The 25,506-nt window shown below is 74.3% G+C and carries 26 protein-coding genes; 18 read left to right on the top strand and 8 right to left on the bottom strand.

Features of this window, described 5'->3' with window-relative positions; translation table 11 throughout:
• Positions 1 to 40: 40 nt before the first annotated feature.
• Both O7622_RS13705 and O7622_RS13700 read right to left on the bottom strand, forming a co-directional pair.
• Positions 41 to 673, bottom strand: coding sequence for a class I SAM-dependent methyltransferase (locus O7622_RS13705; RefSeq protein ID WP_282313696.1), 633 nt, complete (start codon positions 671 to 673; stop codon positions 41 to 43).
• A complete protein-coding gene (locus O7622_RS13700; protein WP_282313695.1) occupies positions 673 to 1,110 on the bottom strand; it encodes an Rrf2 family transcriptional regulator in 438 nt (145 codons plus the stop codon). The genes O7622_RS13705 and O7622_RS13700 overlap by 1 nt, the downstream gene beginning before the upstream one ends.
• Before the next feature lie 154 nt (positions 1,111 to 1,264).
• On the opposite strand from O7622_RS13700, the gene O7622_RS13695 reads away from it, so the two are divergent.
• The 4 genes from O7622_RS13695 (at position 1,265) to O7622_RS13680 (ending at position 4,715) form a co-directional block, all read left to right on the top strand.
• Complete coding sequence (locus O7622_RS13695) at positions 1,265 to 2,476, top strand: globin domain-containing protein (RefSeq protein ID WP_282313694.1); 1,212 nt, start codon at positions 1,265 to 1,267, stop codon at positions 2,474 to 2,476.
• A 171-nt stretch (positions 2,477 to 2,647) separates the two neighbouring features.
• On the top strand, positions 2,648 to 3,505 hold the full coding sequence (locus O7622_RS13690) for an alpha/beta fold hydrolase (RefSeq protein ID WP_282313693.1): 858 nt from the start codon (positions 2,648 to 2,650) through the stop codon (positions 3,503 to 3,505).
• A gap of 84 nt (positions 3,506 to 3,589) precedes the next feature.
• Positions 3,590 to 4,219, top strand: a complete 630-nt coding sequence (locus O7622_RS13685) for a hypothetical protein (protein WP_282313692.1) — start codon at positions 3,590 to 3,592, stop codon at positions 4,217 to 4,219.
• 112 nt (positions 4,220 to 4,331) lie between these two features.
• On the top strand, positions 4,332 to 4,715 hold the full coding sequence (locus O7622_RS13680) for a hypothetical protein (RefSeq protein ID WP_282313691.1): 384 nt from the start codon (positions 4,332 to 4,334) through the stop codon (positions 4,713 to 4,715).
• A 150-nt stretch (positions 4,716 to 4,865) separates the two neighbouring features.
• On the opposite strand, the gene O7622_RS13675 is transcribed toward O7622_RS13680, so the two are convergent.
• On the bottom strand, positions 4,866 to 5,756 hold the full coding sequence (locus O7622_RS13675) for a DUF72 domain-containing protein (RefSeq protein ID WP_282313690.1): 891 nt from the start codon (positions 5,754 to 5,756) through the stop codon (positions 4,866 to 4,868).
• Positions 5,757 to 5,898: 142 nt separating this feature from the next.
• Between O7622_RS13675 and O7622_RS13670 the strand changes: the two genes are divergently transcribed.
• Both O7622_RS13670 and O7622_RS13665 read left to right on the top strand, forming a co-directional pair.
• Entirely contained in the window at positions 5,899 to 6,324 is a 426-nt protein-coding gene (locus O7622_RS13670; RefSeq protein ID WP_282313689.1) for a hypothetical protein, read from the top strand.
• Positions 6,321 to 7,034, top strand: a complete 714-nt coding sequence (locus O7622_RS13665; protein ID WP_282313688.1) for a Pr6Pr family membrane protein — start codon at positions 6,321 to 6,323, stop codon at positions 7,032 to 7,034. Before O7622_RS13670 ends, O7622_RS13665 begins: the two co-directional genes overlap by 4 nt.
• 12 nt (positions 7,035 to 7,046) lie before the next feature.
• On the opposite strand, the gene O7622_RS13660 is transcribed toward O7622_RS13665, so the two are convergent.
• Positions 7,047 to 9,125 carry a glycogen debranching N-terminal domain-containing protein gene (locus O7622_RS13660; protein WP_282313687.1) on the bottom strand — a complete coding sequence of 693 codons (2,079 nt, stop codon included), beginning with the start codon at positions 9,123 to 9,125 and terminating at the stop codon, positions 7,047 to 7,049.
• Positions 9,122 to 9,499: an SCP2 sterol-binding domain-containing protein gene (locus tag O7622_RS13655; RefSeq protein ID WP_282313686.1), complete on the bottom strand. Its 378-nt coding sequence runs from the start codon at positions 9,497 to 9,499 to the stop codon at positions 9,122 to 9,124. Before O7622_RS13655 ends, O7622_RS13660 begins: the two co-directional genes overlap by 4 nt.
• A gap of 132 nt (positions 9,500 to 9,631) precedes the next feature.
• Between O7622_RS13655 and O7622_RS13650 the strand changes: the two genes are divergently transcribed.
• On the top strand, positions 9,632 to 10,609 hold the full coding sequence (locus O7622_RS13650) for a glycoside hydrolase family 88 protein (RefSeq protein ID WP_282313685.1): 978 nt from the start codon (positions 9,632 to 9,634) through the stop codon (positions 10,607 to 10,609).
• On the opposite strand, the gene O7622_RS13645 is transcribed toward O7622_RS13650, so the two are convergent.
• Positions 10,596 to 11,102 (bottom strand): DinB family protein, encoded by a 507-nt coding sequence (locus O7622_RS13645; RefSeq protein ID WP_282313684.1) that lies wholly within the window; start codon positions 11,100 to 11,102, stop codon positions 10,596 to 10,598. The genes O7622_RS13650 and O7622_RS13645 overlap by 14 nt on opposite strands.
• 99 nt (positions 11,103 to 11,201) lie before the next feature.
• Between O7622_RS13645 and O7622_RS13640 the strand changes: the two genes are divergently transcribed.
• The 11 genes from O7622_RS13640 to O7622_RS13590 all read left to right on the top strand — a co-directional run bounded on the left by O7622_RS13640 (position 11,202) and on the right by O7622_RS13590 (position 23,489).
• Entirely contained in the window at positions 11,202 to 11,717 is a 516-nt protein-coding gene (locus tag O7622_RS13640) for a 2'-5' RNA ligase family protein (RefSeq protein ID WP_282313683.1), read from the top strand.
• A 304-nt stretch (positions 11,718 to 12,021) separates the two neighbouring features.
• Positions 12,022 to 13,131 (top strand): hypothetical protein, encoded by a 1,110-nt coding sequence (locus O7622_RS13635; RefSeq protein ID WP_282313682.1) that lies wholly within the window; start codon positions 12,022 to 12,024, stop codon positions 13,129 to 13,131.
• Between the two features lie 23 nt (positions 13,132 to 13,154).
• Positions 13,155 to 13,982, top strand: a complete 828-nt coding sequence (locus tag O7622_RS13630; RefSeq protein ID WP_282313681.1) for an MEDS domain-containing protein — start codon at positions 13,155 to 13,157, stop codon at positions 13,980 to 13,982.
• On the top strand, positions 13,979 to 14,941 hold the full coding sequence (locus tag O7622_RS13625) for an anti-sigma factor RsbA family regulatory protein (RefSeq protein ID WP_282313680.1): 963 nt from the start codon (positions 13,979 to 13,981) through the stop codon (positions 14,939 to 14,941). The genes O7622_RS13630 and O7622_RS13625 overlap by 4 nt, the downstream gene beginning before the upstream one ends.
• 135 nt (positions 14,942 to 15,076) lie before the next feature.
• Positions 15,077 to 16,546: a hypothetical protein gene (locus O7622_RS13620; RefSeq protein ID WP_282313679.1), complete on the top strand. Its 1,470-nt coding sequence runs from the start codon at positions 15,077 to 15,079 to the stop codon at positions 16,544 to 16,546.
• A gap of 122 nt (positions 16,547 to 16,668) precedes the next feature.
• Positions 16,669 to 17,043, top strand: coding sequence for a hypothetical protein (locus tag O7622_RS13615; RefSeq protein WP_047893815.1), 375 nt, complete (start codon positions 16,669 to 16,671; stop codon positions 17,041 to 17,043).
• Positions 17,044 to 17,086: 43 nt separating this feature from the next.
• Positions 17,087 to 18,037 (top strand): prolyl aminopeptidase, encoded by a 951-nt coding sequence (gene pip / locus O7622_RS13610; protein ID WP_282313678.1) that lies wholly within the window; start codon positions 17,087 to 17,089, stop codon positions 18,035 to 18,037.
• A gap of 77 nt (positions 18,038 to 18,114) precedes the next feature.
• Positions 18,115 to 18,939, top strand: a complete 825-nt coding sequence (locus O7622_RS13605) for a metallophosphoesterase (protein WP_282313677.1) — start codon at positions 18,115 to 18,117, stop codon at positions 18,937 to 18,939.
• Positions 18,936 to 19,598, top strand: a complete 663-nt coding sequence (locus tag O7622_RS13600) for a 4'-phosphopantetheinyl transferase superfamily protein (protein WP_282313676.1) — start codon at positions 18,936 to 18,938, stop codon at positions 19,596 to 19,598. Before O7622_RS13605 ends, O7622_RS13600 begins: the two co-directional genes overlap by 4 nt.
• Positions 19,599 to 19,690: 92 nt before the next feature.
• Entirely contained in the window at positions 19,691 to 21,952 is a 2,262-nt protein-coding gene (locus tag O7622_RS13595) for a catalase (protein ID WP_282313675.1), read from the top strand.
• Between the two features lie 163 nt (positions 21,953 to 22,115).
• A complete protein-coding gene (locus O7622_RS13590) occupies positions 22,116 to 23,489 on the top strand; it encodes a glycosyl hydrolase family 18 protein (RefSeq protein WP_282313674.1) in 1,374 nt (457 codons plus the stop codon).
• Between the two features lie 43 nt (positions 23,490 to 23,532).
• Here the strand turns inward: O7622_RS13590 and O7622_RS13585 are convergent, their stop codons facing one another.
• A complete protein-coding gene (locus O7622_RS13585; RefSeq protein ID WP_282313673.1) occupies positions 23,533 to 24,510 on the bottom strand; it encodes a DUF2804 domain-containing protein in 978 nt (325 codons plus the stop codon).
• 70 nt (positions 24,511 to 24,580) lie between these two features.
• Positions 24,581 to 25,339, bottom strand: a complete 759-nt coding sequence (locus O7622_RS13580; protein ID WP_282313672.1) for a peptidylprolyl isomerase — start codon at positions 25,337 to 25,339, stop codon at positions 24,581 to 24,583.
• Between the last annotated feature and the right edge of the window lie 167 nt (positions 25,340 to 25,506).

The raw sequence follows: 25,506 nt of genomic DNA, 5'->3' as shown, positions 1-25,506 counted from the left end.
AGCGGCGGCCGGCGTCCCGCGACGCGGGACGCCGGCCGCGTCAGGCCCGGATCGCGGTGCCGAGCACGTGCGGCGAGGCCGGGGCCGGCAGCCCGGTCGGCGGGAAGCGGAAGCGGTCCAGCGCGGTCACCTCGAACCCGGCGGCCCGGATCGCGGCCACCGTGTCCCGGGCGGTGTGGCAGCCGGCGCAGAACAGCGGCCAGAGCGTGGCGTCGGCCAGGCGCTGGGCCCGGCGCAGGCCGGGCGTCTGCGCCACCACGTGTTCGTAGAAGCGCAGTTCGCCGCCGGGCCGCAGCACCCGGCGTGCCTCGCCCAGCGCGACCGCCTGGTCCGGCACCGAGCAGAGCACGAGCGACAGCACCACCGCGTCGGCGGTGCCGTCGGCGACCGGCAGCGCCTCGGCCAGCCCGGCGGCGACGGTGACCGGCACCGGGGCGCCGGGTGCGGCGGCGCGGGCCAGCGCGCGCAGACGGGGTTCCGGCTCGACGGCGAGCGCCCGGCTGACCTGCGGCGGGTAGTGCGCGAGGTTGCGCCCGTTGCCGGCGCCGACCTCGACCACCCGGCCGCGCAACCCGGCGACGAGGCGGGCGCGGTGCTCGGCCATCCCGGCCTGGTCCATCGCGACGCTGGCGCGGGCGAAGATCCGGGAGAAGATCGGATGGGAGACGGCCATCAGCGGCCGGCCGGTGGCGCGCCGAGGCTGAGCAGGAGCGGGCCGGCGGATCCTTCGACCAGGTCGCCGAGGCGTACCCCGTCGAGCACGGCGAGGAAGGCGGCCTGCGCGCGGCGCAGCTCACCGCGCAGCCGGCACTCCGCGACCAGCGGGCAGACCGGCTGCGCGCAGTCGACAACCTCGCCGTCGCCCTCGAAGGCGCGGACCACCCGGCCGACGGTGAGGTCCCCGGCGTGCTCGGCGAAGGTCACGCCGCCGGAGCGGCCCCGGATGGTCACCAGGACGCCGATGCGTTGCAGCCGCTGCACCACCTTGGCGACGTGGCTGCGGGGCAGTTCGAGCCGGGTGGCGAGTTCGTCGACCGTGGCCCGGACCGGGGACGCGGCGGTCAGCATGGCGATCCGCAACGCCATGTCGGTCGACCGGTTGAGCCTCACGCACCGACCCTAGCCACTCGACGCCGTCCGGGACACCAGCAGATTCACGGTGACCCATGCCACCTCGGCACCGGGACCTTCGGCCCTAAAAGAGGAATCGCAGATTCCTGTTTCGTGGGATCGACCTGTTCGAGCCCCGGAAGGAGATTCGGTCGTGCTCTCGGAATCCTCAGCTGCGGTCGTGACCGCCACCCTGCCCGTCGTGCGGGCGCACGGCGAGGCCATCACCGGCCGCTTCTACCAGCGGATGTTCGACGCCCACCCGGATTTGCTGGACCTGTTCAACCGGGGCAACCAGGCCACCGGGGCGCAGAAGGCCGCGCTCGCCTCGGCTGTGGTCGCGTACGCGGCGCACCTGACCGCCGACACCGGCATGCCGTGGGGACCGGTCCTGGACCGGATCGCGCACAAGCACGCCTCGCTCGGCATCACCGCCACCCAGTACCCGATCGTCGGCCGGCACCTGCTCGCCGCGGTGGGCGAGGTGCTCGGCGACGCTGTCACACCGGAGGTGGCAGCCGCCTGGGACGAGGTCTACTGGCTGCTGGCCTGCGAGTTGATCGCCCGTGAGGCGCGGCTCTACGCCGGTGCCGGCGTGCCCGAGGACGGCCCGGTGTGGCAGGACTGGCGGGTGACCGGCCGGGCCCGGGAGAGCGCCGACGTCGTCTCGCTCACCCTCGCGCCGGCCGGCGGCGGCGCCGCGCCCGGCTTCACCCCCGGCCGGTACGTCTCGGTCGCCGTCGACCTGGACGGCGGCCGGGGACAGCAGATCCGCCAGTACAGCCTCTCCGGCCGCCCCGGCGCCGACACGTGGCGGATCACCGTGAAGCGGGTACGCGGCGAGGGCGGCGCGCCCGACGGCATGGTCTCCGGCCACCTGCACGACCGGGTCGCGGTCGGCGACACGCTACGGCTGAGCCCCGCGTTCGGCGAGGTCGACGCCACCGGCGGCGACGGGCCGCTGCTGCTGGTCAGCGCCGGTATCGGGCTCACCCCGGCGATGGCGGCGCTGGCCCACCTGGCCGACCGGAACCCCGGCCGCCGGGTGACGCTGGCGCACGCCGACCGGGACGCCGAGGCGCACGCGCTGCGCGCGGAACTCCCCGTGCTCCAGCAGCGGCTGCCGAACCTGGCCGTCCACCTCTGGTATCTCGACGCCGCCGGGGCCGACCTGCCCGGCCTGAAGGCGGAGGTGTCCGCCGGGCTGATCGACCCGGACCGGCTCCCGCTGTCGGCCGGGGTGGCCGCGCACCTGTGCGGTCCGGTCGCGTTCATGAATTTGGTCCGGGGCAACCTGCTGCGCCGGGGTGTGCCGGTCGAGCGGATCGCCTACGAGGTGTTCGGTCCCGGGATGCTGCCGGGCTGACGCCCCGCCGCGACACAACGCGATCTTCCGCGACCCGGCCGCCGCCCCGGTGGTCGACGGCCGGGTGCTGGCCGCCGCCGAGGAGGAGCGGTTCAGCCGCCGCAAGCACGGCGAACGGGTCCCGCCACCCCTTGCTACCCACCGGTAGGTTCGGGCCGTACCCTGATCCGGGTGAGCGGGGACTACACCCAGGAGTTCGTGGACGTCGACGGCGCGCGCATCGGCGTGCAGGTCTACCCGGAACCGGCCGGTCCGTCCGGCGCGCCGGTGGTGCTGATCTGGCCGGCCATGGGCGTACGCGCCCGCTACTACCGGCCGTTCGCCGCCGCGCTGCGCGACGCCGGGCTCGCGGTGATCGTGGCCGACCTGCGCGGCACCGGCGAGAGCACCCCTGCGCCGTCGCGCGCCTGCCGCTACGGCTACCAGGAGATGGCCACCGACATCGGCGCCGTGCTCGACGCGCTCAAGCCCCGGCTGGACGGCCGTACCCGGCTGCTGCTCGGGCACTCCCTCGGCGGTCAGGTGGCGGTGCTGCGCCAGGCGCTGCACGACGACGACCGGGTGGACGGGCTGGCCCTGGTGGCGGTGGGGCTGCCGTGGTGGCGGCGGTACCCGGGCCTGCGCGGGTGGGGCGTGCTGCCGTACACCCAGGCGATCGCGGCCACGGCCCGGCTGCTCGGCGTCTGGCCGGGCTGGGGCTTCGGCGGCCGGCAGGCCGCCGGCGTCATCCGGGACTGGGCGCACACGGCCCGCACCGGCCGCTTCCCGGCGCTGGACGGGGTGGACACGGAGGCCGCCGTGCGGCGGATCCGCACACCGGTGCTGGCAGTGAGCGTCGACGACGACCAGTACACGCCGCACGAGACCCTCGACCACCTCTGCGAGAAGCTGACCGCGGCGCCGGTGACGCGGCACCGTTACACGGTCGCCGAGGCGGGCGCGCCGCTCGACCACTTCACCTGGGTACGCGCGTCGGCGCCCCTGGCCGACCGGGTCGCCGCGTTCGCCGGCACGCTCCCCCGCCGCTGAGCCCTCCTTCTCCCCGCCACGCCGGGCGTGAGTCGCCCGATCGTGGGTATGCCGCACCGCCCGAACACGGCGGAGGGGGATCTGATGTCAGAACGGCACACCACGCTGCGCTCGATGCACGACCTGGGCCTGGCGGCCTGGTTCGGCGGTTCCCTGATGGGGGCGCTCGGCGTCAACGGCGCGGCGGCACGGATCAACGACACGACCGAGCGGCTGCCGGTGGCCTCGGCCGGGTGGGCGCGGTGGACACCGGTCAACGCGGCGGCGATCGGCGCGCACCTGGCCGGCGCGGTCGGTGAACTGGTCACCGAGAGCCCGCGGATGGCCCGCCAGGCGGGCGTGGGGAAGATGAGCGCGGTGAAGACCGCGCTGACAGTCGGCGCGCTGGCGGTGACCGGCTACAGCCGGCTGGTCGGCATGCGGCTGGAGAAGGCCGGCGGCCCGCCGGTCGAGGGGACCACCGAGCCCAACCACCACACCCCGGCGAACGTCGCCGCCAGCCAGCGGCAGATGAGGCTGCTCCAGTGGGCGGTCCCGGCGCTGACCGGCGCGCTCGTCGTGGTGTCGGCGTACATGGGCGAGCAGCAGAAACCGGGCCAGGTGTTCCGGGGCATGCTCGACCGCGCGGGCGGGCTGATGTCCGCGCCGAAGAACATCGGCAAGGTGGCCGCAGTGGGTGCGGCCGGACGTCATCTGGTCGGGGCGGCCCGTTGACCACCGCGCGGCCGGCGACCCACATCGGGGTGGGTCACCGGCCGCGCGGTGCCCCGGGACCAGACCGTCCGCCGGCGGGCGGCACGGACATGAGCAGCCAGGCGAGGTGACCATGACCAGCAGGGACCGTCCGGGTACGGGTGACGGGCGCGGGCCGGAGTCGGTCGCGCCGTGGGGCACCACCGACGGCTTCGACGCCGACCCGCCGTGGGGCGCCGGTGACAGCGACCCGATGGACGAGGGCAGCGAGGAGACCGCCGTACCCGAGGGGCGGCTCGGCGAGCGCCGTGCGGCCGGCGCCGGGCCGGGCGGACCGAAGGCGGGCCGGCACGGGTTCGGATCCGTCGAGCCGACCCGGACGCCCGAGGCCGGGCCGGGCGCGCCGCCGGATCCGGCCCCGTCGGGACGGACGTTCCCGGACGACAGCGCGGACGGCGACCTCGGTGACAACGCGCTGGAGGAGGCCACCGGGATGCACCCGGAGACGCGTCCCTGAGAGTTCAGGAGCCGGTGCCGTCCTCACCCGGCCGGCCCGGCGCCGACGGCTCGTTGTCCGGCACCGGTGACTCGGCCACCGGGTGCCCGGTGTCGTCGACCAGGCCCGGCGCCATGCTGCCGCGGTACCCGGACGACGGCCGAGGAAACGTCAGGCGCGTGCGGCGGCGGGCGCGACGCCGAGCAGGCCGGCCAGGCGGGCGGCGTCGCGCTGGGCCTGGTCGCCGCAGCAGTTGTTCATCAGCACGTGCAGCTCGGCGCACTGGTCGGCCAGCTCGCGCAGCAGCACCGACCAGTGCCGCAGCTCCCGCTCGCCGTAGGCGTAGCGGAACCGCTCCTGCTTGTCGCCGCTCTCCCAGGCGGTGCTGTGCCCATGGAACCTGATCACGGCCAGATCGGTGGTGGCGACCAGGATCGGCGGCACCGAGGAGACGTGCCCCTGCGGCATGTCCACGCAGGCGTACCCGAGGTCGTGCTCACGCAGGAACGTGACGGTGTCGGCCATCGCGTCCCCGTCGAACCAGGACGAGTGCCGCAGCTCGACGGTGACCGGCCACGGGCGGCAGCGCCGCGCGGCGTCCAGGATCCGCCGCCGGGCCGCCTCGCCGCGGGCCAGCCACGGCGGGAACTGCAACAGCACGGCGCCGAGCCGGTCGGCCGCCGCGAGCGGCGCCAGCGCCGCGTGGAACCGGTCCCACAACTCGTCGTACGCCCCGGCGGGCAGGTCACGCCAGCGGATCCGGCTCGGGCCGCCGGCCGGACGCAGGTCGCGGGGCAGCGCGTCGACCGGCGTGTGGTGGCCGGTGAACAGCCGGAACGCCTTGACGTCGAAGGTGAACCCGGCCGGGGTGGCGGTCGCCCAGCCCGCCGTCGTCTCCGGCGCGGGCACGGCGTAGTACGACGTGTCCACCTCGACCAGTCCGAACCGCTCGGCGTACCAGCCGAGCCGGCCGGCGGGCGTGTTGACCCCGCGTGGATACCAGCCGGAGCGGACCAGCGTCTGGTCGGCCCAGGAGGACGTGCCCACCTTGATGACACCCATGTGATTCAGTTCATCGCGAGTGCGGGACATCGGCAACCGGAGATGCCCCGTTGCCGTGACCGGCGCCGGGTGACCGCCTCACCGGCTCCGGGGCGTGCCGGAGTGTGACGCCCGGCCGGGTGGCGGCGCTGAGGGTGACGAGATGGACGCATCCGGCCTGGACCAGGAGACCGTCGAGCGGCTGCTCGTCGGCCGCTTCGGCGACACGCCGACCGCCCCGCCGGGACTGGCCGCCGTGCTGGACGCGGTCCGCGCCGCGCCCGGCACGGGCGAACTCGACGGCGAGGCGGCAGCGGTCGCGGCGTTCCGGGCCGCCCGGTGGATGCGCCGTCGCCGCGGTGCCCGGTTCGGCGTACGGGTGGCAGTGGCCGCACTGGCCGCGTCCCTCACCGGCGGCGTCGCGCTCGCCGCGACCGGGAACCTGCCGCGCGCCGCGCGTCCGGCAGCGCCGCCGGTCGCCACCGCGCCCCCTGCGCCGTCGGCCCGGCCGAGCCACCCGGCCGGCTCACCGGCGCCCCGCCCGGGTGGCGTCCCGGCTGACGACCGGCTGGTAACTTGCCCCCCGTGACCCCCCGGCGTCGCCTACCGGCGATCCTCCTCCGCCTCGCTGTGGTGCTCGCCGTGCTGGCCGGCATCGTCCTCACCGCGCTCGGCCCGGCCACGGTGACCGGCCTGCTGCCGTACTTCACCATCCAGAGCAACGTGGCGGTCGGCGTCCTCGCCGGGTACGCCGCCTGGTGCGCGCTGCGCGGCCGGCCGGAGCCACCGAGCGTCCTCAAGGGCGCTGTGACCCTCTACATCACCATCACCGGCACCGTCTACCACCTGGTGCTGGCCAACCCGGCCAGTCCGTTCGCCATGGCTCAGCCGGACCGGCAACCGGGCGAGTGGTGGGGCAACCAGTTCCTGCACACTGTGGTACCGCTGCTGGCGGTCGCCGACTGGGCGCTGTTCGGCAGGCGCGGCCGGCTGCGCCCCCGGTACGCCGCCTGGTGGCTGGTGTTCCCGCTCGGATACCTCGGGTTCGCGCTGGTACGCGGCCTGATCGTGGACAGGTACCCGTACCCGTTCATCGACGCGGGCGAGCTGGGTTACGACGGGGTGGCGGTCAGCGCGGCCGGGTTCGCCGCGGTGTTCTGGGTGCTGGGCCTGCTGTTCGTGGGCGTGGACCGGCTGCTCGCCCGGGCCGGGCGTGCCGATGCGGTGGAGAAGGCGCCCGCGGCCGGGCCGGTGGAGCCGGCGACGGCAGCCCAGCGGGAGACGACCGGCTCGGCCTGAGCGGCGGGCCGGTCAGGCGGCCCGGTGGGCCGGCTGGCCCGCGCGCATCCGCCAGCCCGAGCCGCGTTCCCGGCCGTACGCGTCGGCTCTACCCCACCGGCCCGGCACGTCGAGCAGCTCGATGCGCCCGAACCCGCTCGGGACGGCCGGATTCACCAGCAGGTTCTCCCCGCACGGACGCAACCCCAGCATCGTCGCCAGCAGCATCAGCAGCCCACCGGAGGCCCACGACTGCGGTCGCCCGGCCTCCGGCAACTGGACCGGGTACTTGGTCACCGCGCGGGGGTAGCCGGCGATCGTCTCCGGGACCGATCCGCCGAGCGTCTCCGCCATCGCGAACACGCCCGCGGCGATGTCGGCCGCCTCCTCGTCGAAGCCGTACCGCCGCAGGCCCGCCGCGACGATCGCGTTGTCCCAGGGCCACACCGCGCCGAGGTGCGCGCCGACCGGGTTGTACGGCAGTTGCCCCTGCGCGTAGGTGCGCACGCCCCAGCCGGAGAACAGGTCCGGCCCGCGCAGGTGCCGGGCCAGCGCGTCGGCCCGGTCCGGCTCCACGATGCCGCTCCACAGCAGGTGTCCCAGGTGCGAGGTGAGCGCGTCGACCGGCTCGCCGTCGGGGGTGAGCGCCAGCGCGTAGTAGCCCCGCTGCGGCAACCAGAAGTCATTGTTGAACCGCTCCCGCAGACGCGCCGCGTCCGCCTCCAGGCGCTCGGCGTAGCCCGGGTCGTCCCAGAACTCCCGGGCCAGGCGGGCGCCCCGGATCCGCGCGTCGTACGCGTACCCCTGGAGTTCGCACGTGGCGCGCGGGTACGGCGGCTCCACGCCGTGCCGGTCGACGATCGCCGCAGGCGTGTTCCGCCAGGTCTGGTTGGCCACCCCGTTCACCGTGTTGCGTGGCCGGTACCGCAGGTAACCGTCGCCGCACTGGTCGCCGTAGCGGGTCAGCCAGTCCAGCGCCATCCGGGCCGGGTGCCGCAACTCGTGGACCAGGTCGGTGTCACCGGTCCAGCGCTCGTACTCGTCGAGCAGGATCACGAACAGCGGCGTGGTGTCGGCCGCCCCGTAGTAGATCGTGGTGGGCTGTTCGTCGAACGCGGCCGCCTCGCCGTACCGCAACTCAGCGACGATCTTGCCGGGTTCCTCCTCGTGGTAGTCGTCGAGCCGGCCGCCCTGCACCATCGCCAGCACGTGCAGCGTGGCCGGGGTCAGCTCGGGTGTGAACGGAAGCGTCTGGAGGCAGGTGATCAGCGCGTCCCGCCCGTACAGCGCCATCGCCCAGGGCATCCCGCCGACCGGCACCCGGTCGGCGTAGGCCAGCGGCATGTACCGCAGGGCGGCCAGGTCGGTCAGGGCCTGCCGGTACACGGCGGTCAGCGCGGACCGGCCGGAGACCAGTTGCGGCGCCCGGTCGAACCACCGTTCGAGGCCGTCCCGCATGTCCTGGCGGACGTGCTGCCTGTGGGACTCGATGCCGGCCCGCAGGTCCTGCCCGCCCGCGCCTTCGATGATCATGGCGACGTGCAGGTCGACGTGCCACTTGCCCTGCGGCTCGACACGGATCCGGAAGGTCATCCCGCGCTTGTCCACCTCGGCCCGGGCGGTGCTGGAGATGCACGTCTCCCGGGCGAACCGCCCGCGCTCGTAGCGGATCCGCAACCGCTGCCCCTCCGGTTCGGGGATCACGGTCGGGCGGCGCGGGCCGGGACGCAGGATCTCGGAGGTGTCGGCGAAGTCGCCGGCCATCTCCATCCGCACCGTGTACTCGGCGGGTTCGGCCGAGTGGTTCAGCACCGTGACGCTCTCGTGGTACGCCTCGTCGATCGAGCGGTGCCGGATCACCGAGATGTCGGCGTCCACGTAGTGGCTGGCCGCACCCGGCACCAGCACGAAGCGGGTCTCGAAGTAGGTCAGGTCGTCGCGGGACAACGCGTGCAGCCGCTCGCCGTCGATCATGAGCACCCAGTGGGACAGGAACCGGGTGTCGAAGGAGAACAGGCCGATCGGGGCGCACGGGTCGCGTTCCATGTCGCCCTGCGCGTCGCTCAACGCGAAGGTGTTGCCCGCGAGGACGTGGACCAGTTCCTGCCTCATCGGGCCACCACCTGCTCACCGGCCACGTCGCGGGGGTCCCGGGCGTCCGGCGGGCCGGGGAAGATCCGGCGCAGCGTCATCAGCAGCTTCAGCTCGCCGCGCGCGGCGAGGTCGTTGCGCAGCAGCGCGGCGGCCGGGTGCAGGCGCCCCGCCGCCATCCGGTCGAACACCTCCCGGCTCGCGCCGACCACCAGGTCCGCCTCCTCGGCCACGCGGTCCACCCGGACGTCCTGCCGGTCGATGGTCAGGTACCAGTGCTCGGTGCAGCCCTCGTCGCGCAGATCCAGGCGGATGGTGCCGGAGGTGGTCTCGGGCAGCTCCGGGTGCCGGCCGGCGGTCCCCCGGGTCAGATGTTCCACGGCCGAGACGCTCATCGGGCCTCCTCGTCGGTGGTCGCGGCCGCCCGCCTGCCGGCGCCGCTCGTCCCGCAGCGTCCCCGCGTCGCGGGTGAGGCGAACTCACCCGGTCCGGGTGAGGCGGGTCGGAGCGGCGGGTATCCCTGAGCCATGCCGACGACCGGGGACGCCACCGCCGACCGGGTGCTGCTCGCACTGCTGACCATGCAGCGCGAGTCCTGGGAGCAGGGGATCCTCGGTCAGGCGCTGCTCGACCTCGGCCTGGACGAGGCCGCCGTGCTGGTCGCCGACGCCGCGGTGACCCGGCAACGGCCGGACGGGCGGCTCGGGGAGCCGGCCGGCTCGGTGGGCGCGGTGAACGGCGCCGCGTGCGGTGAGGTGGTCCGGCACGCCGCGCGCCGCACCGGCGACCGGCGGTACGCCGTGGCGCTGGACGCCCAGCTCGACTGGCTGACCCGGAGGGCGCCGAGGGCCGCCGACGGCACGCTGTTCCACCTGCTCGACGGCCGCCAGGTCTGGGCGGACACGATCTACATGGTGGTGCCGCTGCTGGCGCTGACCGGTCGCACCGGGACGGCCGCGGCGCAGGTGGCGGGGCACCGGCGACGGCTGTACGACGCGCGCACCGGCCTGTACGCCGCCCGCTGGGACGAGGACCGGGGCGAACCGGACCGGCCCGGACCCTGGGGCACCGGCAACGGCTGGGTGGTCGCCGGGATCGCCCGCGCGCTGCGGCTCGCGCCGGACTGGCCGGGTGACCTCCGCGCCGAGCTGGCCGGGCACGCCGAGGAGGTGCTGACCGCCTGCCTCGCGTACCGGGGCGCGGACGGCCTCTTCCCCGACGTGCTGGACGAGCCGGACGCGTTCCGCGAGGCCAACACCGCCCAGCTGCTCGGGTACGCGGCCCTCACCGGAGTGGCCGACGGGTGGCTGTCCCGGTCGTGGTTCGAGGTGGGCGCGGACCTGCTCGCGGCCGCCGCCGGGCGGATCGACGCGTACGGCCGGGTGACGGGCGTCAGCGGGGCGCCGGACTTCGAGCGTCCCGGCACCTCGCCCGAGGCGCAGGCGTGTCACCTGCTCGGGCACGCCGCGCTGCGCCGGGCCGGTGCGGCGCTCAGCACAGGATGAGCCCCCGCACGTACGCGGCCTGACCGGCGTGCTGGAGGTCGTCGTCGAGCACGCTCACCAGCCGCACCCCGAGCGTCACCGGCGGATCCCAGTTCTCGTCCACCACCCGGTCCAGGTCGGCCGCGCTCAGCCCGCGCAGGTACGCCAGGCTCCGGTCCACCACGGCCCGGTGGTAGTCCAGCAGCACGCCGCCGGTCTCGGGGCGTACCGCAGCGATCTGCTCCGGGCCGTGCCCGAAGCCGGTGTCGGCGGGGTCCGGCGGCAGGCCGCACCGTGCCGCCCAGTCGCCGGTGGCCCAGAGCTGCGGCTCGCCCATCACGTCGGCGACATGGTCGTCCTGGATCCGGGTCAGGTGCCAGACCAGCCAGCCGACCGGGTTCGCCCCGTCGGCCGGCGTCTGCCGCAGCTGGGCCGCGTCGAGCCCGTCGAGCGCCCCGGCGACCAGATCGGGCAACCGGCCGTACGCCTCGGTCAGCACGTCGGTCACGTCCACGCGCGCCTCACTCCCCTGTCCTGTCGTGCGTACCATCGGGCAGTACCGCCCACAGTGCCCGGCAAACCTCGGCGCGGGCCCCGCCTCTAGGGTGATCGCGTGGTCGCGGCGCTGGAGCTGTATCTGGACACCGACGCCACCCGGCGGATCCGGGTGCTGTGGGACCTGCTGGAGTCCGACGGGGTGCCGAGCATGCGTTCCCTGCTGGCGCAGCGGCACCGCCCGCACGTCTCGCTGGCGGTCGCGCCCCGCCTGGACCCGCAGCGCGTCGCCGGGGCGCTAGCCGGAACCGTGGTGGCGGCGCCGCTGCGGCTGGAGTTCCAGCACGCCGGCCAGTTCGTCGGGCGGGTGCTCTGGCTCGGGCCGGCGCCGACGCCCGAGCTGCTGGCGCACCACGCCACGGTGCACGAACGGCTGACGCGGGCCGGCGTCGAGGTGGTGGAGCACTACCGGCCGGGCCGCTGGGTGCCGCACTGCACGCTGTCCATGCGGGTGCCGAACCCGCTGATGGGCGCGGCGGTACGCCGCTGCCTGGAGGTGCTGCCGCTGACCGCGACAGTGGTCGGCGCGGCGGTGGCCGACCACGCCCGCGACATCTCCCACCCGCTGCCCTGACGCCCTCCCCCGCCAAGATCCACGCCACCTCGGGGAGATGGCTGCACCAGACCCCCTCCGACAGCGCCACCTCGCCGAACCGGTGTCGATCTTGGGCGGGCGGCGCAGGTCCCGCACGATGATCGGCATCGGTCCAGGATGCGGGCGCGACAGCGGGGCGGCGACCGGGTTTCGCGCCATCTGCGGCCGACCTGACGATCGGGGAAGAACCGACGCAAGCTGGTAAAAGCGCAGGTCAGAGCCACTCTGGCCACCCGAAGACGTGCGGCCGGAGCGGCAGCGAAGCACGTCGAAGGAGAGCCTCATGGCCGCACCCGTCGTCCGTTCCGTCACCGCCGACCAGACCGTCCTGCTGCCCGGCCAGTCGACCACCGTCCGGGTCGACGCCTACCACCCTGACTCGCGCCTGCTGACGCTCGCCGGCCGGGTCAGCGACCCCACCGGCGTCACCTGGGACAGCCCGGTCCGGGTGGACCTGAGCATCCCGTTGACCATTCAACTCGCCGGCGCCTCGCCGGGGGTGACTGTCACACCGAGCAGCGCCGATCCGGGCCGCTTCACAGTCACCGTGCTGGCCGGCCGGGGCACGGTGACGCTGACCGCGACGGCGCGTGACGGCGCCGGCCGCACCGGCACGGGCACCACCACGCTGACCGTGCCGCTGCTGGTCGGGATGAGCGCCGAGAAGGGCGCACGGACCCAGCGGGCGGTGGCCGACTATCCGGGCATCCGCTACATGCGCGACTTCGGCACGGACGGCCCGGACGCGGACGCGCTGCCGGAACTGCCTCCACTGAACGCCGGCAAGTTCGCCGACGCGCCCTCGGCCGTGATGCACGTCAGCTGGAAGGACGACGTCGAGCAACTGGCCGGCTGGCTCGACGGCGTGAACCGCCCGATCTACCTGACCTGGTACCACGAGCCGATGGGCGACGTGGCCCCCGCGACGTACCGGGCGACGGCGAGCCGGGTGACCCAGATCCTGGCGGCGCACCGCAACCGGCGGTGGGTGCTCGGGCACGGCCCGATCGTGACCCGCTACTGGCTGGACGAGGGGCGCGGCAACCCGGCCGACTGGGGTTACCCGGGCATGACCCACTACGGCGTGGACTGCTACTCCCGGGACACCGCCGCGTACTGGCCCGCCTCCCGGATGTTCGGCGTGGCCTTCGGCAAGGTGCGCGCCGCGTACCCGGGCATCCGGCTGCTGGTGCCCGAGTACGGGCTGAGCCGCATCGCCGCGGACACCACAGGCGCGGGCCGGGCGCGGACGATCCGCGAGCACGTCACGTGGCTGCGGCAGCAGAACGACGTGGACGCGATCGCGTACTGGAACAACTGGGCCGAGTTCGAGCTGGGTGACCCGCCGCTCGATGCCACGGCCTGGCGCGATCTCCAGGTGGGCCCGGCATAGACTGGGCCCATGAGGCGTAGTCGGTGACCAGCGGGGGCGTGACGTACCCGGGCTACACTCATGGCTGCCTCGCCTACGACGACCCGGCAGTGCTGCGCGCGCTGGCGGTCGAGCAGGTCACCGCCGGTCTCGCCGCCGGTGAGCAGGTCTGGGTGGTCGGTCCGGAGGATCGCGCCACTGTCACCGGCTGGCTGGCCTCGGTTCCCGGGGCAGACGCCGCGCGCCGGCGGGACGCGCTACGGGTGGTTCCCGTCGGCGAGGCGTACCGGCACGACGAGATCGTCGACCCCGACCGGCAGGTCCGGGCGTACGTGCGGGCCACCACCGAGGCGCTCACCGCCGGGCACACCGGTCTGCGGGTGCTGGCCGAGGCGACCAGCCTGGTCCGCACCCCCGCCCAGCGGGACGCGTTCGCCCGCTACGAGCACCGGATCGACCACTGGATGCGGCACCGGCCGATGTCGGCGGTCTGCGCCTACGACCGCCGGCGGCTGGACGACGCGGCGATCGCCGAGCTGGCCTGCCTGCACTCGGTGACGAACGCGGACGTGCTGTTCCGGCTGCACGCCGGCGACGGCGACTCGGTGGTGGCGCTGGCCGGCGAGCTGGACCCGTCCAACCACCGGGACTTCGCCGCCGCGCTGGAGCGGGCCGACCCGCGGCCGGTGGCGGGCCGGATCGTCTTCGACGCCGCCGAGCTGCGTTTCGTCGACCACCGCAGCCTGCTGCACCTGCGCGACCACGCCCGCCGGCACGACGCCGTCGCGGTGCTGCGCACGCCGAGCCGGGCCCCGGCCCGGCTGGTCGACCTGCTCGGTCTGTCCGAGGTACGGGTGGAGGTCGTCCGATGAGGAGCGGCGCGGCCTCCGGCCACGTGGGCTACTTCCACGAGGCGTTCGTCTACGGCTCCGACGAGGAGTTGCTGGCGGTGGCGCTGCCGTTCCTGCTGGACGGGATCGCGGCCGGCGAGCCGACTGCGGTGAACCTGGACGAGCGCAACGCCGAGCTGGTGCGCCGGGCGCTGCCCACCGGCGCCGAGGTCACGTTCCTGCCGGTCGGTGACGTCTACGCCCGGCCCAGTGTCGCGCTGCGTTCCTACCGGGAGCTGCTCGCCTCGTACGTGGCGGCGGGGGCGGCACAGATCCGGATGGTCGGCGAACTGCCTCCGGTGCTGCTCGGCGCGACCTGGGACTGGTGGGCGCGCTACGAGTCGGCGATCAACCACGCCTACGACGACTTCCCGCTGTGGGGCATCTGCGCCTACGACCGTCGGGGCACGCCCGCGCACGTGCTCGCCGACGTGGCACGTACCCATCCGCTGGTGGCGCGGCCGGACGGCGGGCACGAGGCGGCCGGTCTCTACACCGAGCCGACGAGCTATCTGACCGAGTTCCGTCCGGCGCCCGCGGACCCGGTGCAGCGGACGGCGCCGCTCGTCGAGCTGGTCGACCCGACGCCGGCCCGCGCTCGCGCGGAGGTGCGCGCCGCCGACCGTGGCCTGCTGCCGCCCGACGGCCTCGACGGCCTGGTCATCGCCGTCAGCGAGGTGGTGAGCAACGCGCTGCGCCACGGCGAACCGCCGGTGTGCCTGCGGTTGTGGCGCGCGCCGGACCGGATCGTGGTGACCGTCCACGATCGGGGGACCGGCCCGAAGGACCCGTTCGCCGGGCTGCTGCCGGCGGGCGACGGTTCCGACGGCGGCCTGGGCCTGTGGATCAGCCACCAGAGTTGCGACCACGTGACGTACCACAGGGACGCGACCGGCTTCACCATCCGCCTGACGGCGGGGAACCCGCACTTCCCGGTCTGACCCTGCCGCCGGTCGGCGGGCAGGGGGCGGGGCGGGGCGAGCCCCGCGCGCGGACGCGGTACCGTAGCGCCTCATCGTGCCCTGCGGGGCGGTCATCCGCCGGCCTGGCGCTGGCGAACCGACGGAGGATGGCGCATGTCAAACGGTGCCGAGCCGTTCGCACCCCACGACGACCTGTCCGGGCGGCCCCGGTTCGATCCCGCGTTGCGCGGCTACGACAAACGTCAGGTGGACCGGTACGTCGAGCAGGTCGACGCCGAGGTGAGCGCGCTGACCGCCGCACGGGACCGGGCGTACACGCAGGTGCGCGACCTGACCGCGCAGGTGCAGCGGGTGCAGGCCGAGGCGGTGGAGCTGCGCGACCGTCCGACGGCTGTGGACCGGGCGTCCTTCCGCGACCTCGGCCCGATGGTCGACCAGATCCTGGACCTGGCCGAGAAGCAGGCCGGCCAGATCACCGACGTGGCCACCCGGCGCGCGGAGGACGTCCAGGGGCAGGCGGAGAAGCTGCTGGCCGCGGCGCAGGAGCAGGCCGCGCGGGAGCGGCGTGAGCTGGACGAGGAGCTGTCCGCCCGCCGGGCCGAGCAGGAGCGGGTGGACGAGGAGCGGCGGGCCGCCGCGCAGGCGGAGCTGACCGCGGTGCGGGAGCTGGCGGAGAAGCTGCGCGTCGAGGGGCAGGCCGCGCACGACCGGGCCCAGCAGGAGGCGAAGCGGGTCACCGAGCAGAGTGCGCAGCAGGTCGAGCAGGCGCGCTCGGCGTCCGAGGCGCTGGTGAGGGCCGCGCGGACGCAGATCCAGCAGGAGGTCCAGGCCAACCGCAGCAAGGCCCAGCAGGAGCTGGCCCAGTGGCAGGCCACGATGGCCAAGGAACTGGACGAGCGGCGGGCCGCCGCCGAGCAGGAGCTGGCCGACCGGGCCGCCGCCGCGGAGAAGGACATCGCCGCGCTGGTCGCCGAGGCGCAGCAGTACGCCACCGAGGTCCGGGAACGGGCCGACGAGGAGACGGGGGCGCACCAGGAGCAGCTCGCCGGCGTGCAGCGGGAGATCCAGCAGCGGCAGGAGACGCTGACCCAGCTCAAGGCGGAGCTGGAGACGGTCTCCCGGCAGCTGGAGGACACCCGGCGGGAGATCGCCACCATCGAGCGGACCGGCGCGGAGCTGGAGGAGCGGCTGGTCGGCGTTCGCCGGGAGCTGACCGCGGAGACCAAGCGGCTGAACGAGGCGCGGCGCGCGGCGGACCTGGCCGAGCAGCACGCCAAGGAGACCCGGGCCCGGGTGCAGCGGGAGGCCAAGCGGGTCGCCGACCTGGCCGCGGCGGCGGTCATGGCGGCCGCCGCGGGCGGCGGGGAGACAGCCGAGTACCCGCAGGTGGGGGCACGCCCGCCGATCACCGTGCCGGCCGAGGTGACGCCCCGGGCCGTGGACGGGCGGACCGAGCCGGACGCGATCGAGCCGGACCGGTCGGAGCCGCCGCTCGTGGAGCCGTTCGTCGAGCGGCTGGACGGGCCGAGCTTCGACGCGTTCGCGGTCCGCGCACCGGCTCCGCGCGGCGTGCCCGAGGCGGAGACCACTGGTACCGACAACGGCGTACCGGCCACCGCCTGAGCGATCGGCGCCGCCGGTCCGGCCGGGCCGGCGGCCCGCATCTTGCCCATCGACCTTGCGATATGCAAATATTTGGATCGATCTGCTGGTGCATCTCGATCTTTATTCGGGGGTTGACGGGTATGCGGAAGATTTCCTCGATCGGTGCCGCCGTCGTCCTGACCGTCGCCTCGGCGGGCGCCGTGGTGGCCGGTACGGCCGGACCGGCGAGCGCCGGGTGCAGCCACTCCCACTCCAACGTGGACAGCAAGTTCGGCCAGTTGTTCAACGCCACGAACGTCAACATCCGTACCGGCCCGCACACCACCTGCGCCTCACTGGGATACGGGCAGCTCAGTCACACGGTCGACTTCCACTGCTTTGCCAGCGGCGACCGGGTCACCGCGAACGGCAAGACCACCTACACGTGGACGTACCTGCGGGACGTCACCACAGGCGTCTCCGGCTGGGTCGCCGACGCGCTGCTGGACAACCTCGGCGGCAACGTCGCCTGCTGAGCGGGACCATCCGGCACGCCCACGCCGGGCAGGATGACAGGGCATGACCGGCCTGCACCCGCCCGTCGAGCCGTACGCCACCCACCGGATCCCGGTCGGTGACTGCCACGTCCTGTACGCGGAGGAGGTCGGGCGACCGGACGGCGTACCCGTGGTGTTCCTGCACGGTGGGCCCGGCGGCGGCCTGGTGCCGGTGGCCCGCCGGTTCTTCGACCCCGACCGCCACCGGGCCGTGCTGTTCGACCAGCGCGGCGCCGGTCGCAGCACCCCGCACGGCGAGGTGCGCGCCAACACCACCTGGCATCTGGTGGCCGACCTGGAGACGATCCGGCAGCGGCTGGGCATCGACTCGTGGCTGGTGTTCGGCGGGTCGTGGGGCACCACGCTCGGCCTGGCGTACGCGCAGGCGCACCCGGATCGGGTGACCGGGCTGGTCCTGCGCGGCGTGCTGCTGCTGCGGCGCAGCGAGCGGGACTGGTTCTACCAGGGCGGGCTGCGCCACCTCCAGCCCGAGGAGTGGGAGCGGTTCGTCGCGCCGGTCCCGCCCGGCGAACGCGACGACGTGCTGGCCGCGTACCACAGGCGGTTGCACGGCCCGGACGAGGCGCGGGCCCGGGAGTACGCGCGGGCCTGGGGGCGGTGGGAGGCGGTCAACTCGTCGCTGCGGCCCGACCCGGAGATGCTCGCCCACTTCACCGCCGACGACCAGGCGCTGCCCGTGGCCCGGATCCTGTCGCACTACGCGGTGCACGGCGGCTTCCTCGCCGAGGGCCAGTTGCTCGACGGCGTGGACCGGATCCGGCACCTGCCCGCCGTGATCGTCAACGGCCGCTACGACCTGTGCTGCCCGCCGGTGTCCGCGTACGACCTGGCCCGCCGGTGGCCGGAGGCGACGCTACGGATCGTGCCGGAGGCCGGGCACTCCGCCGCCGAGCCGGCCGTCACGCGCGAGGTGCTGCGCGCGCTCGACGAGGTGACCGCGACCGTCGGCTGACCGGGCCGGTCGGACCCCCGGCAGCCCGGCGGGCGAGAGCCTGGTCATCCGGGAGCGCTGCTGGCAAGATCGGCCGGGTGACGGGTGCGCTGTACGCGGTCAGTGACCTCCACGTGTCGTACGCGGAGAACCGCGCGGTGGTGGACGGCCTGCGGCCGGAGACGGCGGACGACTGGCTGATCGTGGCCGGCGACGTGGGCGAGGTCTTCGCCGACGTGGAGCGGACGCTGCGGCTGCTGCGCGACCGGTTCGCGCGGGTGGTGTGGGCACCCGGCAACCACGAGCTGTGGACCCACCCCAACGACCCGGTGACGCTGCGCGGCGTGGCCCGCTACGACGCGCTCGTGGCGATGTGCCGTGAGCTGGGCGTGCTGACCCCGGAGGACGACTATCCGGTGTGGCGGGGCGAAGGCGGGCCGGTCACCGTGGCGCCGCTGTTCCTGCTCTACGACTACTCGTTCCGCGCGCCCGGCACGACCACCAAGGAGGAGTCGCTGCGCGCGGCGTACGACGCCGGTGTGGTGTGCACCGACGAGATGCTGCTGCACCCCGACCCGTACCCGGACCGGGAGTCCTGGTGCGCGGCGCGGCTGGAGGTGACGAGGCGGCGGCTGGCGGCCACCGACCCGGCGCTGCCCACAGTGCTGGTCACCCACTGGCCGCTGGTGCGGCAGCCCACCGAGGTGCTCTGGTTCCCGGAGTTCGCCCAGTGGTGCGGCACCGACCGGACGGCCGACTGGCACGTGCGCCACCGCGCCGCCGTCGCGGTCTACGGCCACCTGCACATCCCGCGCACCACGCACTACGACGGGGTGCGCTTCGAGGAGGTGTCGCTGGGCTACCCGCGCGAGTGGCGGCGCCGCGGCGGCGAGCCGGCGCCGATGAAACGCATCCTCGGATGATCGGAGCGCTGCTGCCGGCCGGGGCGCTGGCCGTCGAGGCGTTCACCGACGTGCCGGACGAGACGCCGTACCCGGGCGAGGAGGACCTGGTGGCCCGCGCGGTGGCCGCCCGCCGCCAGGAGTTCGTCACGGCCCGCCGCTGCGCGCGGGAGGCGCTGGCCCGCCTCGGGTACGCCCCGGCGCCGATCCGTCCCGGGCCCCGGCGGGAGCCGGTGTGGCCGGACGGCGTGGTGGGCAGCATCACGCACTGCACCGGCTACCGGGCGGCGGCGGTGGCGCCGGCCGGGGCGCTGGCCGGGCTGGGCATCGACGCGGAGCCGCACGAGCCGCTGCCCGACGGCGTGGCCGGGGTGGTCCTCACCGCGGGCGAGCCGGAGCGGCTGGCCGCGCTGTGTGACGCCGATCCGGCGACGCACTGGGACCGGCTGGTGTTCAGCGCCAAGGAGTCGGTCTACAAGGCGTGGTACCCGCTGACCGGGCGCTGGCTCGGGTTCGAGGAGGCGGAGCTGACGTTCGACCGGTCCGGCCGGTTCACCGCCCGGATCCTGGTCGACGGCACGCGTACCGACGGCGGCCCGCCGCTGGACGTCCTGGACGGCCGCTGGCTGGTCACCCGCGGGCTGCTGCTCACCGCAGTGGCCGTGCCGCACCGGTCCTGACCAGCGTTACCGCGATTGTTCCGGTTTGCCCGCCCTGACCTGGGGTAGGGCCGAGGGGGCCTGGACATTTCGCTGTAGGAGGACAGGTCCTGATGGAATCCAGCAAGCCCACCCAGATCGTCAAGGGTGTCGTCGAAGCCGCCGTCGAGAAGGTCGGCGACGCGCTGACTCCGGACGTTCCGGGCGCTCCCGGCAGCGCGCCACCACCGCTGGAGGAGCCGACCACGCCGCACGGGCCGCTGCCGCCCAAGGACGAGCAGGGCGCGCCGGACACCCGGACCCCGACCGGCGCCCAGACCGGTGTGCCGAAGATCGCCAAGGGGCAGCAGGGCGCGTACCTCACCACCGCCAACGGCGCCCGGCTGCGCGACACCGACCACTCGTTGAAGGCCGGTCCGCGCGGCCCGGTCCTGCTCCAGGACCACCACCTGCGGGAGAAGATCACCCACTTCGACCACGAACGGATCCCGGAGCGGGTGGTGCACGCCCGGGGCGCGGGCGCGCACGGCACGTTCGTCGCGTACGGCACCGCCGAGGAGGTGACCCGGGCCGGGTTCCTGAAGAAGGGTCGCGAGACGCCGGTCTTCGTCCGCTTCTCCACGGTGCTGGGCTCGCGCGGGTCGGCCGACACGGTCCGCGACACCCGCGGCTTCGCCACCAAGTTCTACACCGACGAGGGCACGTTCGACCTGGTCGCCAACAACATCCCGGTGTTCTTCATCCAGGACGCGATCAAGTTCCCGGACGTCATCCACGCGGGCAAGCCGCACCCGGACCGGGAGATCCCGCAGGCGCAGAGCGCACACGACACGTTCTGGGACTTCGTCTCGCTGCACACCGAGGCGCAGCACCACACCATCTGGAACATGTCCGACCGGGGCATTCCGCGGTCCTACCGGACCATGGAGGGCTTCGGCGTGCACACGTTCCGCCTGGTCGACGACGCAGGTGCGACAGCGCTGGTCAAGTTCCACTGGAAGCCGAAGCTGGGCGTGCACTCGCTGACCTGGGAGGAGGCGCAGCTCATCGGCGGTATCGACCCGGACTACCACCGCCGCGACCTGTACGACGCGATCGAGGCCGGCGCGTACCCGGAGTGGGATCTGGGCATCCAGGTCTTCCCGGACACGCCGGAGGAGACGTTCGCCGGGATCGACCTGCTCGACCCGACGAAGATCGTGCCGGAGGAACTGGCGCCGGTGCAGCCGATCGGCAAGCTCACCCTGAACAAGACGCCGCGTAACTTCTTCGCCGAGACCGAGCAGGTGGCGTTCCACGTCGGGCACCTGCCGCCGGGCATCGACGTGACGAACGACCCGCTGATGCAGGGCCGCCTCTTCTCGTACGTGGACACGCAGCTCACCCGCCTGGGCGGACCGAACTTCACCCAGATCCCGATCAACCGGCCGCACGTCGACGTCAACGACATGCTGCGTGACGGCTTCCACCAGCACGCGGTGCACGCCGGGGTGGCGCCGTACCGGCCGAACTCGCTCGACGGCGGCAACCCGTTCCCGGCCGGCGACCGGGAGCACGCGTTCGTCGACACGCCGGTGACTGTGGCCGAGGCGCCGAAGGTGCGGGCCGCGCCGGCCTCCTTCGACGACCACTACAGCCAGGTACGCCTGTTCTGGCAGAGCATGTCGCCGGTGGAGAAGGAGCACATCGTCCGGGCGTACACGTTCGAGCTGGGCAAGTGCTACCACCAGGCGATCAAGGAGCGGCAGCTCCAGTGCCTGGCGAACGTCGACCCGGTGCTGTGCGAGCAGGTCGCGACCGGTCTGGGCCTGCCCGTGCCGCAGCCCACGGTGCCGCTCGCGGAGGTGCAGCCCAGCCCGGCGCTGTCCCAGGTGGGCCGGGAGTGGCCGGCCGACGGCCGGATGGTCGGCATCGTGGTCGACGCCCAGGCCGACCTGGGCGACGTGCACGAGGTACGCCGGGAGGTGTTCGCCGCCGGCATGGTGCCGCTGCTGATCGCCGCGCACGGCGGCACCGTCGACGGACTGCCGGTGCAGCGCACGTTCGCCACCGGCCGCTCGGTCGAGTTCGACGCGGTGCTGCTGGCCGGCGCCCCGACCCCGGCGCCGGACGCGCTGCCGGCCCGCGACGTCGAGGCCGGCGCGCCGGGCTCCCCGACCGTCGACCCGCGGGTGCTGCTGCTGGTCGAGGAGGCGTGGCGGCACGCCAAGGTGATCGGCGCCTGGGGCGCGGGCGCCGAGGTGCTGCACCAGGCCGGCGTCGCAGGCACGCCGGGCGTGGTGACCGGTGGCTCCGGGGCCGAGGTGCTCGGCGAGGTGCAGCGGCTGATGGCGGCGCACCGGGTCTGGGAGAGGTTCCCGGCCTCGGTCGCCTGATCCCGGGTCGCGCGTGGGGGCGGTCCCGGACGGGGGCCGCCCCACGCTGTGCGTACGTCCCGCTCATCGACGATTGTCGTTGACGCCTTAGTTAATACTCTTTAATATTTGGGCCACCTCGAGGAAGACCCCCATCCGCCCCCGTCCCCCGGGAAGGCCCTCGATGCCCACACCTCACCTCCGGCGGCGCCTCGCCGCCGGTGCGCTCGCGCTGGCCACCACCGCCGCGACGCTCACCCTCGCCCCGGCCGCCGCCGAGGCGGTGGTGCTGCCGAACAACTTCAAGAGCGTCGGCTACATGCCGTCCTGGAGCGGCAACGTCAACACCGTCCAGTACGGCAAGCTCACCCACATCAACTACGCGTTCGTCCTGCCCAACGGCGACGGCAGCCTGCGCCCGGTGGAGAACCCGGGCAAGCTGTCCTCACTCGTGTCGCTCGGGCACGCCAACAACGTCAAGGTCTCCATCGCCGTCGGCGGCTGGAACGACGGCGACGACTCCGCGTTCGAGGCGCTCGCCGCGAACTCCGGCACGCGCACCGCGTTCGTCAACAACCTGATCGCCTTCGTCAACCAGTACAACCTCGACGGCGTCGACATGGACTGGGAGTATCCCGACCCGGGCGCCTCGGCGAACAACTACACGCTGCTCATGCAGCAGCTCGGCAGCGCCCTGCACAGCCGCGGCAAGCTGCTCACCGCCGCCGTGGTCTCCGAGGGCTACTACGTCGACGGGGTGCCCACGGCCGTCTTCGGCTCGGTGGACTGGCTGAACATCATGGCGTACGACGGCGGCAGCCCGCACGCCAACTACGACTGGTCGGTCGCCAGCGTCAACAGGTGGAAGTCGCGCGGCCTGCCCGCCGCCAAGGCGGTGCTCGGCGTGCCCTTCTACAGCCGGCCCGGCTACTACACCTACTCGGCGCTGGTCGGCATGGACCCGGCCAACGCCAACCGGGACTGCACCACAGTGGGCGGCGCCCAGCAGTGCTACAACGGCGTACCGACCGTGAAGCGCAAGACGCAGTGGGCCCTGGCGAACGCCGGCGGGATGATGAACTGGGAGCTGTCGCAGGACACCACCGGTTCGACCTCGCTGGTCAGCGCGATCTACGACACCGTCACCGGCGGCGGCACCCCGCCGCCGTCCGGGCGTACCGGGCCGATCACCGGCATCGGCGGCGCCTGCGTGGACGTGGCGGCCGCGAGCACCGCGAACGGCACCGCGATCCAGCTGTACGGCTGCAACGGCACCGCCGCGCAGAGCTGGACCGTCGCCGGCGACGGCACGCTGCGGGCGCTGGGCAAGTGCCTCGACGTGACGAGCGCCGGCACCGCGAACGGCACCCGGATCCAGCTCTGGGACTGCAACGGCACCGGCGCTCAGGTGTGGCAGGCCCAGAGCAACGGCACGCTGCGCAACCCGGCGTCGGGCCGGTGCCTGGACGCCACCGGCAACAGCTCCGCCAACGGCACCCGGCTGCAGATCTGGGACTGCTTCGGCGGCGCCAACCAGGTCTGGCGGCTGCCGGCCTGATCGGGCTTCCCCGCCGGGCGGCCCGGCCCGGCGGGGACCGGCCTCACCAGCGGTTACGGGCCTCCTCGGCCCAGCCGACCAGGCCGTCCAGATCCACGCGCTCGCCGTCGTCGGTCGCGGCCCAGCCGGTGAAGTGCCCGAAGCACTGGTGCGTCTCCCCGGCCAGCACGAGCAGGTTGGTCCGCGCCACCCGCTCGTGGAACGGGTGGAACGTCACGTCCACCCGGTCACCGGTGATCCGCCACGGCCGCAGCCGGTCGGTGCGGTCGTACTCCCAGGTCAGGTCGGCGCCGATCTTGTGCAGGCGCCCGTCGACGAAGACCGCGTTCTCGGTCGAGCCGGTGCCGTCGGTCCACGTGCCGCCGAGCTGGATCGCCCGGCCCGGTCCGCTGCCGGCCGCCCAGTTCCACCGGACCGCGTACCGCCACTTGCCGCGGCCGTGGTCGAGCGCCGCGTACGACCCCTCCCCCACCGGGTACGCCGTGCCGTCCACGGTGAGCGTGCCGTGCACCGGCCGGCCGATGTCCTTGACCGTGTACTGGAACCGGCGGGTGCTCCACGGCACCACCACGCCCAGCGACTCGTGCCCCGGCGGCAGCGGCACGGTCAGGTCCACCTCGACGCCGGGTGCGCTCGCCCGCACCGTACTGCCGTCCGGGCCCTGCTCCACAGCGATGTCCAGCTTCCCGCCCCGGGCACGGACCGCACCGGTGCCGCTGACCGGCGGCAGCACCGTGGCCCGGGCGAACGGCACCACCGCCTCCGCCGTCGTCTCCCGGCCGGTACGCCGGTCGAGCAGGTAGAGGCTCTGCACCCCGGCGTAGTCCAGCGACGACGCGACCAGGCCGAGGATGTGCGTCGGCGTGACCACGCCCCAGTGCTCCCACCGCTTGGCCCGGCCCCAGCCGCGCAGGTTCGCCCGGTGCAGCGGCCGGCGGCTCCAGCCGACCGCGTCCGGGTTCAGCCGCCCGTCCGGCCGGCACAGGTCCACCGGCTCGGTGATCTCCCGCTCATGCGTCATCGCCGCAGGCTACCGGCGGCGGCGCGAGCCCGGCGGGCGGCCTCCGCAGCCGTCCCGCCGGGCCGTCGCGTCAGCGGCCCTGCTTGGCGCGGCAGATCTCCACCGGCACCGCCGGGGCGCCGTCGACCGGCGCCGGGTCCTCGGGGGTGGGCGCGATACCGCCGGCCGAGATCCGGTCCAGCGTGGCCAGCCCGGCCGCGTCGACCCGACCGAACACGGTGTAGTTGGGGCGCAGCGCCGAGTCGGCCTGGACCAGGAAGAACTGGCTGCCGTTGGTGTCCGGGCCGGCGTTGGCCATGGCGAGTGTGCCGCGCGCGTACAGGCGGCGTACGCCGGTCGGGTCGGTCGGCGCGGGCGGCAGGTCGGTGGGCAGCTCGTCGCGGTAGCGGTAGCCCGGGCCGCCCTCGCCGGTGCCGGACGGGTCGCCGCACTGGAGGACCGTGAGCGTCGGGTACGCGGTGAGCCGGTGGCAGGGCGTCCGGTCGTAGAAGCGCTTCCGGACCAGGTGCAGGAAGCTCTGTACGGTGCACGGCGCCTGTTCGCGGTCCAGCGTCAGCCCGATCGGCCCCTGGTTGGTGCGCAGCGTGACCCGCACGGTGCCGCGGTCCGGCGTACGGCGCGGGTCCGGCGGCAGCGACACCGGACGGGCGGCCGGCTCGTCCGGCGTGGGCGTGTACGCGCACGGCCCCTTCGTGGGCGCCGGGTCGGCGGCGGGTGCCGCGGTCGCGGCGACACCTGCGGCGGCGACGATCGTCGCGGCGGCCAGGCTCACCCCGGCGAGGCGGGCCAGCAGGGGTGATGCGGCGTGCGTTCGGGTTTCGCTCGACACGGTGGTCCTCCCTGGACTCGTGGTACCAGAACGACCGGAGTCTATGGATCGGGTCACCCGATGTCGACGCGGGCGCTCCGGCGGGTCGAAAGTCGGTTGCCGCCCCGGGGCCGCCTCCGCGAGGCTGAGCGGCATGACGTTCTGACGGATCGCATCCCCGCCCGCAG

Origin of the sequence: Micromonospora sp. WMMD1076, assembly GCF_029581475.1 — a bacterium.
GTDB classification, from domain to species: domain Bacteria; phylum Actinomycetota; class Actinomycetes; order Mycobacteriales; family Micromonosporaceae; genus Micromonospora; species Micromonospora aurantiaca.
This window is presented reverse-complemented; position numbering and strand designations above follow the sequence as displayed.

What these genes read in the sequence shown, in the direction of transcription:
- O7622_RS13705 (WP_282313696.1), bottom strand. Translation starts at nt 673, where the DNA reads ATGGCCGTCTCCCATCCGATCTTCTCCCGGATCTTCGCCCGCGCCAGC.
- O7622_RS13685 (WP_282313692.1), top strand. Translation starts at nt 3,590, where the DNA reads ATGTCAGAACGGCACACCACGCTGCGCTCGATGCACGACCTGGGCCTG.
- O7622_RS13680 (WP_282313691.1), top strand. Translation starts at nt 4,332, where the DNA reads ATGACCAGCAGGGACCGTCCGGGTACGGGTGACGGGCGCGGGCCGGAG.
- O7622_RS13675 (WP_282313690.1), bottom strand. Translation starts at nt 5,756, where the DNA reads ATGGGTGTCATCAAGGTGGGCACGTCCTCCTGGGCCGACCAGACGCTG.
- O7622_RS13670 (WP_282313689.1), top strand. Translation starts at nt 5,899, where the DNA reads ATGGACGCATCCGGCCTGGACCAGGAGACCGTCGAGCGGCTGCTCGTC.
- O7622_RS13660 (WP_282313687.1), bottom strand. Translation starts at nt 9,125, where the DNA reads ATGAGGCAGGAACTGGTCCACGTCCTCGCGGGCAACACCTTCGCGTTG.
- O7622_RS13655 (WP_282313686.1), bottom strand. Translation starts at nt 9,499, where the DNA reads ATGAGCGTCTCGGCCGTGGAACATCTGACCCGGGGGACCGCCGGCCGG.
- O7622_RS13650 (WP_282313685.1), top strand. Translation starts at nt 9,632, where the DNA reads ATGCCGACGACCGGGGACGCCACCGCCGACCGGGTGCTGCTCGCACTG.
- O7622_RS13635 (WP_282313682.1), top strand. Translation starts at nt 12,022, where the DNA reads ATGGCCGCACCCGTCGTCCGTTCCGTCACCGCCGACCAGACCGTCCTG.
- O7622_RS13625 (WP_282313680.1), top strand. Translation starts at nt 13,979, where the DNA reads ATGAGGAGCGGCGCGGCCTCCGGCCACGTGGGCTACTTCCACGAGGCG.
- O7622_RS13620 (WP_282313679.1), top strand. Translation starts at nt 15,077, where the DNA reads ATGTCAAACGGTGCCGAGCCGTTCGCACCCCACGACGACCTGTCCGGG.
- O7622_RS13615 (WP_047893815.1), top strand. Translation starts at nt 16,669, where the DNA reads ATGCGGAAGATTTCCTCGATCGGTGCCGCCGTCGTCCTGACCGTCGCC.
- pip (WP_282313678.1), top strand. Translation starts at nt 17,087, where the DNA reads ATGACCGGCCTGCACCCGCCCGTCGAGCCGTACGCCACCCACCGGATC.
- O7622_RS13600 (WP_282313676.1), top strand. Translation starts at nt 18,936, where the DNA reads ATGATCGGAGCGCTGCTGCCGGCCGGGGCGCTGGCCGTCGAGGCGTTC.
- O7622_RS13595 (WP_282313675.1), top strand. Translation starts at nt 19,691, where the DNA reads ATGGAATCCAGCAAGCCCACCCAGATCGTCAAGGGTGTCGTCGAAGCC.
- O7622_RS13590 (WP_282313674.1), top strand. Translation starts at nt 22,116, where the DNA reads ATGCCCACACCTCACCTCCGGCGGCGCCTCGCCGCCGGTGCGCTCGCG.
- O7622_RS13585 (WP_282313673.1), bottom strand. Translation starts at nt 24,510, where the DNA reads ATGACGCATGAGCGGGAGATCACCGAGCCGGTGGACCTGTGCCGGCCG.